The sequence below is a fragment of the Bacillus sp. JUb11 genome (assembly GCF_024807925.1).
Classification (GTDB): domain Bacteria; phylum Bacillota; class Bacilli; order Bacillales; family Bacillaceae; genus Bacillus; species Bacillus altitudinis.
This window is the reverse complement of record NZ_JANUEZ010000008.1, coordinates 64,125-77,022: the sequence shown is the minus strand read 5'-3', so window position 1 is coordinate 77,022 and position 12,898 is coordinate 64,125. Positions and strand designations below refer to the sequence as shown.

The following is a 12,898-nucleotide window of genomic DNA, read 5'->3' as shown; positions in this document are numbered from 1 at the left end:
CATAAGGGGAGGGAACATACATGAATAAGCGTCCGAATGCGTATGTACTTGCAGGATTAGGGGTTGGTGGTGCAGTGTTATTAGCAGTGAAAAATAAACAGCATCTCAAAAAATGGGCAAGCATGTTCCGATCAGATGAAAAGGTTCCTGAAAAAGCTGGTCACCCTGATCCGTTAGATATTCAAGACAATAAGATGGTCGATGAAGGGGCCATGACATCTGTTCATTATTTTAATGAAGTGAGACAATAGTTTAGAAAAACCGTTTTGACCATTCAAAACGGTTTTTTCTTGTCTTTTTTTTGATGTGATATCGAAGAGGATCGACAATCGTAAAACCGATCAACCCTTCGTGATCAGGCGTCGAGAAAAGAAATTCAATGCCCGATAAATGATAGGTTGAGAGAACTTCTTGATCCGTAAAACGTAACGAAAGCTCGTCCTCATAAACGGGTGTGTGCTTCAACACCTTGGCTTCTTCTGCAAATAACTCCAGCCCAGCCACTCGGCCCTCTTTGTCGATGTCTACGTTCACACATTCATTTACGTCTAATTCAATGGTTTCTTTGATTGTCCCAATTCGAGGCGGGATGAGATAGATGTATCCGATGTCGATCGTTTGATCATATGTGATGGTTCTTTTCAAATCATTCACCTGATTGGTCGATAGTAAAATGTTCCTTTCATGTATAATATCATGTGATGAGATGAAGTAGCTCTCATTTCAGTTCAGCATCCATCTATTGATCTCCCTCGGCTCCTCTTGAAGTGGAGCTTTTCATATAGTCTCCATTCACCTCGCCTAAAGTGAAAATCGACTATTTTCAAAAGAATGAAACTTTTAGCTGAAGGAGGTTACCCATTTTTTGCGGTGTCTGATTTTGTTATAATATTTAAATGGAATGAAACGAATGGAGGAACGTTTTTCATGTATGATGTTACCGAGTGGAAGCATGTCTTTAAACTCGATCCAAATAAAGAGATTTCCGATGAACAACTTGAAGCGATTTGTGAATCCGGTACGGATGCCATTTTGATTGGCGGCAGTGACAACGTGACAGAAGACAACGTGCTGCAACTGATGTCAAAGGTGCGCCGCTTTCTTGTGCCATGTGTCCTTGAAATCTCGACACATGAGATGATTGTGCCTGGCTTTGACTTGTATTTTATCCCCACTGTGTTAAACAGCGCTCATCCTGATTGGATTGTTGGTCTGCATAAGGATGCGATGAAGGAATACGGTGATTTGATGTCAATGGAAGAGATTGTGCCGGAAGGATATGTCATCTTAAACGAAGAGTGTAAAGCGGCTAAGCTGACAGCGGCAAATACGGCACTGGATATAGATGACGTAAGGGCATATGCGAGAGTGGCAGAGCACTTGATGAAACTGCCCATCTTTTACTTAGAATACAGCGGGACGCTTGGAGACATAGAGCTTGTGAAAGAAACCAAAGCAGTGCTACATGAAACGGTTCTATTTTATGGCGGCGGTATTGAAAGCGAAGAGCAGGCGAAAGACTTTGCACAGCACGCAGACGTTGTCGTAGTGGGAAACGTCATTTATGACAATTTTAAAGAAGCGTTAAAGACAGTCGACGCAGTGAAAAAGTCATCATAGTCAAACAAGACGAAACGGGTTAAAATAGAACATAAGTTCGAATTGGCGGTGAATGAAATGAATGAAATATCGAATCATCTATTAGAAGGGCTGAATGACGCGCAGAAAGAAGCGGTCAAAGCAACAGACGGGCCGCTGCTACTGATGGCAGGAGCAGGTAGTGGAAAAACACGAGTGCTCACGCATCGAATTGCGTATTTAATGGCAGAAAAGCATGTGGCACCGTGGAATATTTTAGCGATTACCTTTACAAATAAAGCAGCAAGAGAAATGCGTGAGCGTGTACAAGCCATTTTAGGGCCTGGTGCGGATGACATTTGGATCTCTACGTTCCACAGCATGTGTGTGCGCATTTTACGACGCGATATTGACCGTATTGGTGTGAATCGCAACTTTTCTATATTAGACACATCTGATCAGCTTTCAGTCATTAAAAACATTTTAAAAGAACGAAATATCGATCCTAAAAAGTTTGATCCACGTAGCATTTTAGGTTCAATCAGTAGTGCAAAAAACGAACTCATTGACGCAGAGGAATACGCTAAAACTGCTGGTGATTTCTATGATCAAGTGGTCAGCGACGTCTACACAGATTATCAAAAACGATTACTCAAAAACCAATCACTCGATTTTGATGATCTTATTATGATGACGATTCGTCTGTTTGAGCGGATTCCTGAAGTATTAGAACACTATCAGCGAAAATTTCAATACATTCATGTCGATGAGTATCAGGATACAAACAGAGCGCAGTACATGCTTGTGAAATTGCTCGCTCAGCGTTTTCAAAATATATGTGTGGTCGGTGACTCGGATCAGTCTATCTATCGCTGGCGTGGAGCGGATATTACAAACATTCTTTCCTTTGAAAAAGATTATCCGTCCAGTGAAGTGATTTTGCTTGAGCAAAATTACAGATCGACTAAACGTATTCTGAATGCCGCAAACACGGTCATTCAAAACAATTCAAACCGTAAGCCAAAAAACCTTTGGACAGAAAATGACGAAGGAGCGAAGATTGCCTATTACCGTGCAGATAATGAATTCGGTGAAGGTCAATTTGTCGCTGGCAAGATTCGTCAGCTTCATCAGAGCGGCAAGCGTAAGTTATCTGATTTTGCGATCCTCTATCGAACGAACGCTCAGTCACGTGTCATAGAGGAAACGTTAATGAAGGCGAACATTCAATACAACATTGTCGGCGGCACGAAGTTCTATGACAGAAAAGAGATCAAGGACATTTTGGCATACTTACGCCTTGTGGCAAATCCAGATGACGATATTAGTTTTGCACGCATTGTCAACGTACCAAAGCGTGGAATTGGGGCGACTTCTGTTGATAAAATTGCCGCATACGCAGAAATGAATGATCTCTCTATGTTTGAAGCACTTGGTCAGGTGGATTTCATCGGACTCAGTGCAAGAGCAGCCAATGCACTTGATGAGTTCAAACAGCTCATTGATCAAATGACAAATATGCAGGATTATTTATCTGTCACAGAATTAACGGAAGAGATCCTAGAGAAAACAGGTTACCGTGAAGCACTGAAGATCGAAAAAACGATTGAAGCACAAAGCCGTTTAGAAAATATTGACGAGTTTCTATCGGTCACTAAAAACTTTGAAGAACAAAATGAAGATAAATCACTTGTCACCTTTCTGACAGACCTCGCCCTCGTCGCAGACATTGATAAGCTGGATGAGGCTGAGGAAGAAGATCAGGATGCGGTCATTTTAATGACGCTTCACGCCGCAAAAGGACTTGAATTCCCTGTTGTGTTCTTAATGGGCATGGAGGAAGGCGTCTTCCCGCACAGCCGTTCATTAATGGAAGATGCCGAGATGGAAGAAGAGCGCCGTCTTGCTTACGTGGGGATCACTCGGGCCGAAGAAGAGCTTTATTTATCAAGTGCGAAGATGAGAACGTTATTCGGCCGGACGAACATGAATCTGGAATCACGATTTATCAGAGAAATACCAGCTGATTTATTGGACAACCTAAATGAGAAAAAAGAAACGAAAACACCGTTTGGCCAAACGAGAGAAAGACCGCAAAGACGAGGGCCTGTCTCACGTCCCCAAACGCAAACCATTCAAAACACAGGCGGCGGCAGCATTGGTTGGGCTGTCGGTGATAAAGCCGCTCATAAAAAATGGGGCGTTGGCACGGTTGTGAGTGTAAAAGGTAGTGGGGATAGTACAGAGCTTGATATTGCCTTCCCAAGCCCTACAGGCATTAAGCGTCTCCTTGCCGCATTTGCGCCAATCGAAAAGCAATAAACTGATAGGACTGACAAAACGGATGAAGTGAAAGGAAGAAGCAGATGGATAAAGAAGCAGCGAAACGCCGGATCGAGGAACTACACCAGATTTTGAATCAATACAACTACGAATATCACACACTGGATCGTCCAAGTGTTCCTGACGCTGAATATGATGCGCGGATGCGTGAGCTGATTTCTCTGGAGGAAGAATACCCTGATTTAAAAGCAGCGGATTCACCCTCGCAAAGAGTAGGAGGTGCTGTTTTAGACGCCTTCCAAAAAGTACGTCACGGTACACCGATGCTCAGTCTCGGCAATGCGTTTCATGAACAGGACCTTCTTGATTTTGACCGCCGGGTTCGTCAGGCAGTCGGTGACGACGTCGCTTACAATGTCGAGCTGAAAATTGACGGACTCGCTGTTTCTCTCCGTTATGAAAATGGCGTGTTTGTCCGGGGTGCCACGCGGGGTGATGGGACAACAGGTGAAGATATTACCGAGAACCTCAAAACCATTCGTTCCATCCCGCTCAAAATCAATCGGCCTCTGTCGATTGAAGTGAGGGGCGAGGCATTTATGCCAAAACCTTCTTTTGAAGCCCTTAACGAAAAAAGATTACAAAACGAAGAAGAGCCGTTTGCGAACCCGCGTAATGCGGCTGCTGGCTCACTTCGTCAGCTCGATACGAAAATTGCAGCGAAACGAAACCTTGATATCTTCGTCTACAGTATAGCGGAGCTTGATGAAATTGGTGTTGAAACGCAAAGCGCAGGACTTGATCTTCTCGATGAGCTTGGCTTTAAAACGAACAAAGAAAGACGGATGTGCCAAACCATTGAAGAAGTGATCGACCTCATTGAAACACTGAAAACAAAGCGTGCTGATTTCTCATACGAAATCGATGGCATTGTCATTAAAGTCAATTCATTGGCTCAGCAAGAAGAACTAGGCTTCACAGCAAAAAGTCCACGCTGGGCTGTTGCGTACAAATTTCCGGCTGAAGAAGTCGTGACGAAGCTGATTGATATTGAACTAAGTGTGGGGCGTACTGGCGTCATCACCCCAACAGCGATTCTTGAGCCTGTAAAAGTGGCAGGAACGACAGTGCAGCGTGCTTCTCTTCATAATGAAGATTTGATCAAAGAGAAGGATATCCGCCTTTTTGATCAAGTGATTGTCAAAAAAGCGGGCGATATTATCCCAGAGGTTGCAGGGGTCCTTGTTGATCAGCGAACAGGAGAAGAAAAGCCGTTTCACATGCCGACCGAGTGTCCAGAGTGTCATAGTGAGCTGGTCAGAATTGAAGGAGAAGTGGCGCTTCGGTGCATCAATCCACAATGCCCCGCTCAAATACGTGAAGGACTCATTCACTTTGTGTCTCGTAATGCGATGAATATTGATGGGCTAGGCGAGCGAGTTATTACACAACTTTTCAAAGAACAGCTTGTCTCTCGTGTATCAGACCTTTACCGTTTAACAAAAGAAGAGTTGATTCAGCTAGAACGAATGGGCGAAAAATCAGTCGATAACTTACTGCGTTCGATCGAGCAATCGAAAGAAAACTCTCTTGAACGGTTATTATTTGGACTTGGTATTCGATTTATTGGTTCTAAAGCAGCGAAGACGTTGGCCATGCACTTTGAGGATATCGATCAGTTAAAACAAGCAACGAAAGAACAATTACTTGAAGTAGATGAAATTGGTGAAAAAATGGCCGATGCAGTTGTCACGTACTTTGAGAAAGAAGAAATACTAGATCTGCTAAATGAACTAAAAGAACTTGGGGTCAATATGACCTACACAGGGCCAAAACCGGTGAAAGTAGAAGAAAGTGATTCCTACTTTGCAGGAAAAACGATTGTGCTGACGGGGAAATTAGAAGAAATGTCTCGTAATGATGCAAAGGCAGCGATCGAAGCATTAGGCGGCAAGTTAGCAGGTAGCGTAAGTAAAAAAACAGACTTAGTCATTGCCGGCGAAGCAGCTGGAAGTAAGCTGACAAAGGCAGAAGAACTCAATATTGAAATTTGGGACGAAGCCAAAATGCTCGAGGAGCTAAAGAAATAAGAGGAGTGTTTTCTATTGAAAAAGTTGCTATTGCTGCTGACAATGCTCACACTGGTATTGTCAGCGTGTGCACCTTTTGGGGGAAAGGATGAGGAAGAGGTCACACAAAAAACGGATGAAACGAAAGAAACAGCGATCATCCCAATGTACAACATCTCTGATTCCTATTACAAAATGGTGCTGCCGTTTAAACAAGGAGCGGCAAGAGGACTAACAGCAGAGCGTCTCAATACACGCTTAGACATTGATGAATTTGAAACAGGACTCATGCGCCTGGCAACAGAATCATTCAATACAAACGACTATCTGTTCCAAGAAGGACAGCATTTAGATGAAGATACTGTTCTCAGCTGGCTTGCCCGCAAAAAAACAGGCAGTGATCTGAAAAAAGCTGAAAAAGAAGACAAAGACTTTAAGAACTTAGGCTTAAACCCTGCTCTTCCAAACTCAGGTTCAACAAAGTCAAAAAATGAAAATAGTCCAATCTACTTAGCTTCCATGCTAGAACATAATTACTTAATCAGAAAAGATAAAAATAGCTTACAGCTTGGCGGGGTTGTCATCGGTCTTGCGCTTAACTCTGTCTATTATTATCGCGAAAATATCGGGGATCCTCAGCAAGAGGTGACCATCGATTCATCGAAGAATTCAAAGAAACTTTTAGCAGAGGGCGAAAAAATTGCGGAACAAGTCATTAAACGCCTTCGTCAAATGGACGGACTGCAAAAAGTCCCAGTCATGATTGCTCTTTATAAACAAGCACCAAAATCATCTATTGTTCCAGGAAACTTCATCGCTAAAACCGATGTAAAAGCAGGATCAGCTGATATTGGTAGTTGGGATACGATTAAAGAAGAGAATGTCTTCTTCCCTTCAGATAATGCCAAGAGCAGCTACAAAGATGATTCAGAGCGATTTGACCGCTTCAAGACAAAGGTAGAAGACTACTTCCCGAATTACACAGGTGTGGTAGGCAAAGGTTTCTATAAAAACGGGAACTTGCAAAAAATGAAAGTAGAAATTCCAATGCAATTCTACGGAAAAACAGAAGTCGTGGCATTTACGCAATACTTAACAGGTGAAGTCATGGATTACTATAAGAGCACCAATATAGAAATCAACATCACCTCTTCTGATCAGCAAGAAGCCCTCATCACAAAAAATGCAGAAGATAAAGAACCAACGGTCCATATATATGACTAAATAAAAACCGCCTTTTGGCGGTTTTTTATTTCTAATTAGAGGAATTTTTCAACTTTTGTCAAAGTATGTGAAGAAACCAAAAGGAAAGGCAGGTATGTTGATGCTCGTATAAATGCTGATTACCGTCATGTATAAGTAAAAAGACGATAAAAGGAGAATCAGCATGCATAAAGAAGTAAAAGCACGATACGATGAACAAATGGTCTTAAAGAAAGCGGCTCTACTCTATCATTTTCAGCCAGAACAGGTCACATTTCTAGCCGATGCAGAAAATTATGTGTATGAATATACGGATGAAAAAGGGTCAAGTTATATATTGAAAATTACCCATACCATTCGCCGCTCAAGCACATATATTCTAGGAGAAATGGACTGGATTCGGTATTTATCTCAACATGGAATCTCAGTAGCTAAACCGGTTTTATCCGCAAGAGGAAAAGATGTTGAAGCGATTCCCGATCAAGCAGGAGGCGCTTTTTTGCTGAGAGTGTACGAAAAGGCGCCCGGCAGAAAAGTGACCGAAGCAGATTGGAATGGACAGTTGTTTCAAGCGTTAGGAGCCTATACTGGGCGTATGCATCAAACGACTAAACAATATCAAGTGAAAGATCCTCGCTATAAGCGTCAAGAGTGGTATGAGGAGGAGCAATTAAAGCTTGAAACGTATATTCCTTCTGATCAAACGGTTGTGTTGCAGAGAAAAGATGAACTGATGCAAAAGCTTCACCAGCTCCGAATATCCAAGGATGTCTATGGACTGGTGCATGCGGATTTACATCACGGGAACTTCCATTATCATCAGGGAGAAATCATTGCATTTGATTTTGATGATTGTGGGTATCACTGGTTTATCAATGATATAAGCATTTTGCTATACAACGTTCTTTGGTATCCGGTGATTCCGTATGAGGATAAAGCTGAATTTACGGGTGAATTTATGAGCCATTTTCTCAAAGGCTATCGACAGGAGAATGAGCTTGATGACGCATGGCTGGCGACAATACCAGATTTCCTTATGCTGCGTCATATGCTTATTTATGGGCTTTTACATCAAGCATTTGATCTCCGAACACTAAGCGCTGACGAAAGTGCCATGCTGGCGCGTTTTCGAAAGGAGATTGAGGACAAAACCCCAATTACGCCTTTTGACTTTCATCAGCTAACAACATAAATAGAAAGCCCCTTGCTGTTTCACATAGCAAGGGGCTTTTTATCCTAAACCGTATCACACTTCACACCAACAACGCCTTCTAAATCTTTAATATCAAAGTACACATCGGTTGTATAGCGGTCTTTATGTACGCGAACACGTACTTCCATGATCGGATAGTCTTTTTCCTTTAAATCATCAATACGTACAGAATGAATGCGAATATTGAGTGCTTTCATTTCTTTTAAAATCTCTGTCATGCGGTTTCGATCAGAAAGTGACATTCTGATGCGGATTTCTTTTTCCTGTAAGCGAATGGGTCCAATCCGCTGGAAGAGCCAAGGTAAAAATTCCACACTGACGAGAATAAAGAAAAGACTGAGGAAGGCTTCTTTATAAAAACCTGCACCTGTTGCAACCCCAAGTCCTGCTGCTCCCCAAATCATCGCAGATGTCGTAAGACCTGAGATGACATCATTGCTTTTGCGAAGAATCACACCTGCTCCAATAAAACCAACACCAGATATAATTTGCGCCGGTAACCTGAGTGGGTCCATTTGAAGCTTAGAGACTCGAGGGAAATTGTAGGCTGCATCAATGCTGATGATGGTTAATACGCAGGAGCTGACAGCAATGACAATACACGTTTTCAGCCCAAGCGGCTTTTTCTTAAGTTCGCGTTCAAGACCGATGATCAAACCGATTAAGGTGGCAACGGCTAATTTTAAGACCGTATCCCATTCAATTGTCCAAAACATGCGTATCGCTCCTTTCACTTCATGTACGTTTCACATCATGTATATGATCTTCTCACAGCCCCTATGGCTGCACAACTTCTATTTTATTCAGAAACGGGAGAAAGAAAAGCATTTTATTTAAAAATAAAGAGAGTCATCCGCATAATGCAGATGACTCCTCATGTCTGGTTATTTTGTTTCTTCTTCGAGATGGTCTTCCATTTTGCTAAACAGCTTTTTAGAAGCTTTAGACGGTTTATTTGTTAAGAGGCTGACAATAATAGCAGTCAAACCACTTAAAATAAATCCAGGAACCATTTCGTACAATCCAGTCGTGTTGTTTAAGCCTGTTGAAATCCAAACGAGAACGACAACAGCCCCAACAATCATTCCGGCTAAAGCGCCATGATGATTCATTCGTTTCCAGTATAGACATAACAAGATGACTGGACCGAATGAAGATCCAAACCCAGCCCAAGCATAACCGACAAGGTCAAGAATGGTATCACTTGGGTTTAGAGAGAGACAAATGGCAACAATCGCTACGACTAGTACAGAGATACGTCCAATCATCACAAGTTCTTTGTCAGAGGCTTTTCTTCTAAAGAATGTACGGTATAAATCCTCTGTCATCGCACTTGCAGTGACAAGTAGCTGAGAAGAAATTGAACTCATAATTGCAGCTAAAATGGCAGAAAGTAAAAATCCAGTAATATATGGATGGAATAACACTTTAGAAAACACAATAAAGATGGTTTCTGGGTCTGCCAAAGTGGTGCTTGTTTCATGAACATACGCCACGCCGACTAAACCGACAGATAGTGAACCAATGACAGACACAATCATCCAGCTCATACCGATACGACGTGCTGGCTTTAAATCTTTTACAGTCGTAATCGCCATAAAGCGAACAATAATGTGCGGCTGTCCAAAGTAACCGAGTCCCCAAGCGAGGAAGGAAATAATGCCAATGACGCTCGTTCCTCTAAAAATATCAAGCAATTTAGGGTCAATCTGTTGAATATCATTGAATGTGGCAACAGGTCCACCTAATTGAGTAAAGGCAACGATCGGCACGAGCACTAATGCTAAAAACATAATAGCTCCTTGAACAAAATCAGTTAAACTAACTGCCAAAAAGCCGCCGAATAGTGTGTACAAAATCACGATACTAGAGGTTAAGATTAAACCAAACATATAATGAGCACCAAACGCTGATTCAAATAAGCGTCCGCCTGATACCATACCTGATGAGGTGTAAAGCGTAAAGAAAATCATAATGATGACAGCTGAGACAGCTTTCAATAAAGTAGATGAGTCTTTAAACCGTTTGTCAAAAAAGTCTGGAATGGTAATCGCATCATCAGCAACTTCTGTATACGATCTCAATCGTGGCGCTAGGAATAGATAGTTTAAGTAAGCCCCACTAATTAAACCAACAGCAAGCCATCCAGATGAAAGACCGGTTGTATACATAGCGCCTGGAAGCCCCATCAGCATCCACCCACTCATATCAGCTGCACCAGCAGATAGAGCCGTTACATAAGGACCTAACCCGCGTCCGCCTAACATATAATCATTCAAGTCATTTGTTTTTCTGAATGCATACCAGCCAATGGCAAGCATTCCAATAAAATAAATAGATAGAGAAATTACAATCTCAATACTCATGTTTCCATATCACCTTTTTCGTATTAATTTGACATCACCTCAATCAAAATATACAAAGAACAGCCTATTGAACTGTCTGCTCACTGCTATGGTTACTTAACCTATCAGAGTATTCCCAAGTGATCAACCTTCTTAAACATCCTCATCAGACAAAAAAATACGTCTATGCGTGATAAGCGTCTATATGTAAGCGCTTACCCAATTAAATAAAAGAAAAAATTTTCTGAAAAATAAAAAGTCACCTTGATGAATATTTTAGACAATGACTGCACCACAATGGCATATTAGTGGACAAAGCCTTTCTGGGCGACCTCGTAAAGTTGCTTTAGAACAGTAAAATTTGATATGATAAAGTGTATATGACTTATGATCATGACCACGAACACGTATCATTTTTGGAGGTGAACCTGCATGTCAAGAATTTCAATAGAAGAAGTAAAGCATGTTGCGCATTTGGCACGGCTTGCGATTACAGAAGAAGAAGCTGAGATGTTTACAGAACAGCTTGATAGCATCATTTCATTTGCAGAGCAGTTAAACGAGGTAGATACGGAAAACGTTGAACCAACAACACACGTATTAAAAATGAAAAACGTCATGAGAGAAGATGTTCCGAATAAAGGTCTTTCCATTGAGGCAGTCATCAAAAACGCGCCTGATCATAAAGACGGCTATATTCGTGTGCCATCAATTTTGGACTAAAGGAGGCCTGAGGCATGTCACTGTTTGACCACAAAATTTCTGAATTAAAAGAGCTTTTACATAAAAAGGAACTGTCTGTTTCTGATTTAGTGGACGAGTCTTATAAACGAATCCATGAAGTAGACGGGAAAGTACAAGCATTCCTAGCGCTGGACGAAGAGAAAGCACGTGCGTACGCAAAAGAATTGGACGAGGCCGTTGGTGAAAAGGACGAGCTTGGTCTATTGTTCGGTATGCCGATCGGTGTCAAAGATAACATCGTGACGAAAGATTTACGTACAACGGCATCAAGTAAAATCTTGCAAAACTTCGATCCTATTTACGATGCAACCGTTGTGAACCGCTTAAGAGAAGCGGAAGCTGTCACAATCGGTAAATTAAACATGGACGAATTTGCGATGGGATCTTCTACGGAGAACTCAGGCTTCAAAGCAACGAAGAACCCGTGGAATTTAAATACAGTTCCAGGTGGGTCAAGTGGTGGCTCAGCAGCATCTGTTGCAGCTGGAGAAGTACCATTCTCTCTTGGATCAGATACAGGCGGCTCCATTCGCCAGCCGGCATCATTCTGTGGTGTTGTTGGTCTTAAACCAACGTATGGCCGTGTATCTAGATACGGTTTAATCGCATTTGCTTCATCATTAGATCAAATTGGGCCGATTACGCGTAATGTTGAGGACAACGCATATGTTCTTCAAGCGATTTCTGGTGTTGATCAAATGGACGCAACGAGTGCAAATGTCGATGTCCCAGATTTTCTTTCTTCATTAACTGGCGACATCAAAGGCTTGAAAATCGCTGTGCCAAAAGAATATCTTGGCGAAGGTGTTGGCGAAGAAGCAAAAGAGTCTGTTCTTCAAGCGTTGAAAGTATTAGAAGGACTTGGTGCGACATGGGAAGAAGTGTCTCTTCCGCATTCTAAATATGCGCTTGCGACGTACTACTTACTGTCGTCTTCAGAAGCATCTGCAAACCTTGCACGTTTTGACGGTATTCGCTATGGCTACCGTACAGACAATGCAGACAACCTGATTGATTTATATAAAAATACCCGTTCTGAAGGCTTTGGAGACGAAGTGAAACGCCGCATCATGCTTGGCACATTCGCTCTAAGCTCAGGATATTACGATGCATACTATAAAAAGGCGCAAAAAGTCCGTACGCTGATCAAAAAAGACTTTGAAGATGTTTTCGAAAAGTATGATGTCATTGTAGGACCAACAACACCAACTCCGGCATTTAACATTGGTGAAAAGACAAGCGATCCACTCACAATGTATGCAAACGATATTTTAACGATCCCTGTTAACCTTGCAGGCGTTCCAGGAATCAGTGTGCCTTGTGGATTTGCAAATGGTCTTCCATTAGGACTACAAATCATTGGTAAACACTTTGATGAAGGAACCGTTTACCGCGTGGCTCACGCTTTCGAACAAGCAACAGATCATCATAAAGCAAAACCTGAACTGTAAGGGGTGAATCAG

Annotated in this window: 11 protein-coding genes; 8 read left to right on the top strand and 3 right to left on the bottom strand. The window is 42.1% G+C overall.

Annotated elements, in window-relative coordinates; genetic code table 11:
- The first annotated feature begins 20 nt into the window (after positions 1 to 20).
- On the top strand, positions 21 to 251 hold the full coding sequence (locus tag M2369_RS15780; RefSeq protein WP_017366762.1) for a hypothetical protein: 231 nt from the start codon (positions 21 to 23) through the stop codon (positions 249 to 251).
- Position 252: 1 nt separating this feature from the next.
- Here the strand turns inward: M2369_RS15780 and M2369_RS15775 are convergent, their stop codons facing one another.
- On the bottom strand, positions 253 to 645 hold the full coding sequence (locus tag M2369_RS15775) for a DUF2283 domain-containing protein (protein ID WP_035703557.1): 393 nt from the start codon (positions 643 to 645) through the stop codon (positions 253 to 255).
- Positions 646 to 927: 282 nt separating this feature from the next.
- Between M2369_RS15775 and pcrB the strand changes: the two genes are divergently transcribed.
- The 5 genes from pcrB (at position 928) to M2369_RS15750 (ending at position 8,325) form a co-directional block, all read left to right on the top strand.
- Complete coding sequence (gene pcrB, locus M2369_RS15770) at positions 928 to 1,620, top strand: heptaprenylglyceryl phosphate synthase (RefSeq protein ID WP_259254899.1); 693 nt, start codon at positions 928 to 930, stop codon at positions 1,618 to 1,620.
- 57 nt (positions 1,621 to 1,677) lie between these two features.
- Entirely contained in the window at positions 1,678 to 3,900 is a 2,223-nt protein-coding gene (gene pcrA / locus M2369_RS15765; RefSeq protein ID WP_017366764.1) for a DNA helicase PcrA, read from the top strand.
- A 44-nt stretch (positions 3,901 to 3,944) separates the two neighbouring features.
- On the top strand, positions 3,945 to 5,951 hold the full coding sequence (gene ligA, locus M2369_RS15760; protein WP_007496867.1) for an NAD-dependent DNA ligase LigA: 2,007 nt from the start codon (positions 3,945 to 3,947) through the stop codon (positions 5,949 to 5,951).
- A gap of 15 nt (positions 5,952 to 5,966) precedes the next feature.
- The gene (locus M2369_RS15755) at positions 5,967 to 7,154 is read left to right on the top strand and encodes a CamS family sex pheromone protein (RefSeq protein WP_008344253.1); all 1,188 of its coding nucleotides are present in this window, start codon (positions 5,967 to 5,969) and stop codon (positions 7,152 to 7,154) included.
- Between the two features lie 163 nt (positions 7,155 to 7,317).
- Complete coding sequence (locus M2369_RS15750; RefSeq protein WP_056408172.1) at positions 7,318 to 8,325, top strand: phosphotransferase enzyme family protein; 1,008 nt, start codon at positions 7,318 to 7,320, stop codon at positions 8,323 to 8,325.
- A gap of 44 nt (positions 8,326 to 8,369) precedes the next feature.
- Here M2369_RS15750 and M2369_RS15745 read toward each other — a convergent pair whose 3' ends face one another.
- Positions 8,370 to 9,062, bottom strand: a complete 693-nt coding sequence (locus M2369_RS15745; RefSeq protein WP_008344247.1) for an MgtC/SapB family protein — start codon at positions 9,060 to 9,062, stop codon at positions 8,370 to 8,372.
- A gap of 168 nt (positions 9,063 to 9,230) precedes the next feature.
- Positions 9,231 to 10,712: a sodium/proline symporter PutP gene (gene putP, locus M2369_RS15740; protein ID WP_061418249.1), complete on the bottom strand. Its 1,482-nt coding sequence runs from the start codon at positions 10,710 to 10,712 to the stop codon at positions 9,231 to 9,233.
- A 411-nt stretch (positions 10,713 to 11,123) separates the two neighbouring features.
- Between putP and gatC the strand changes: the two genes are divergently transcribed.
- Together gatC and gatA are read left to right on the top strand one after the other, a co-directional pair.
- Positions 11,124 to 11,414, top strand: coding sequence for an Asp-tRNA(Asn)/Glu-tRNA(Gln) amidotransferase subunit GatC (gene gatC, locus M2369_RS15735; protein ID WP_003213898.1), 291 nt, complete (start codon positions 11,124 to 11,126; stop codon positions 11,412 to 11,414).
- Between the two features lie 14 nt (positions 11,415 to 11,428).
- Complete coding sequence (gatA, locus tag M2369_RS15730) at positions 11,429 to 12,886, top strand: Asp-tRNA(Asn)/Glu-tRNA(Gln) amidotransferase subunit GatA (RefSeq protein WP_007496857.1); 1,458 nt, start codon at positions 11,429 to 11,431, stop codon at positions 12,884 to 12,886.
- Positions 12,887 to 12,898: the final 12 nt, after the last annotated feature.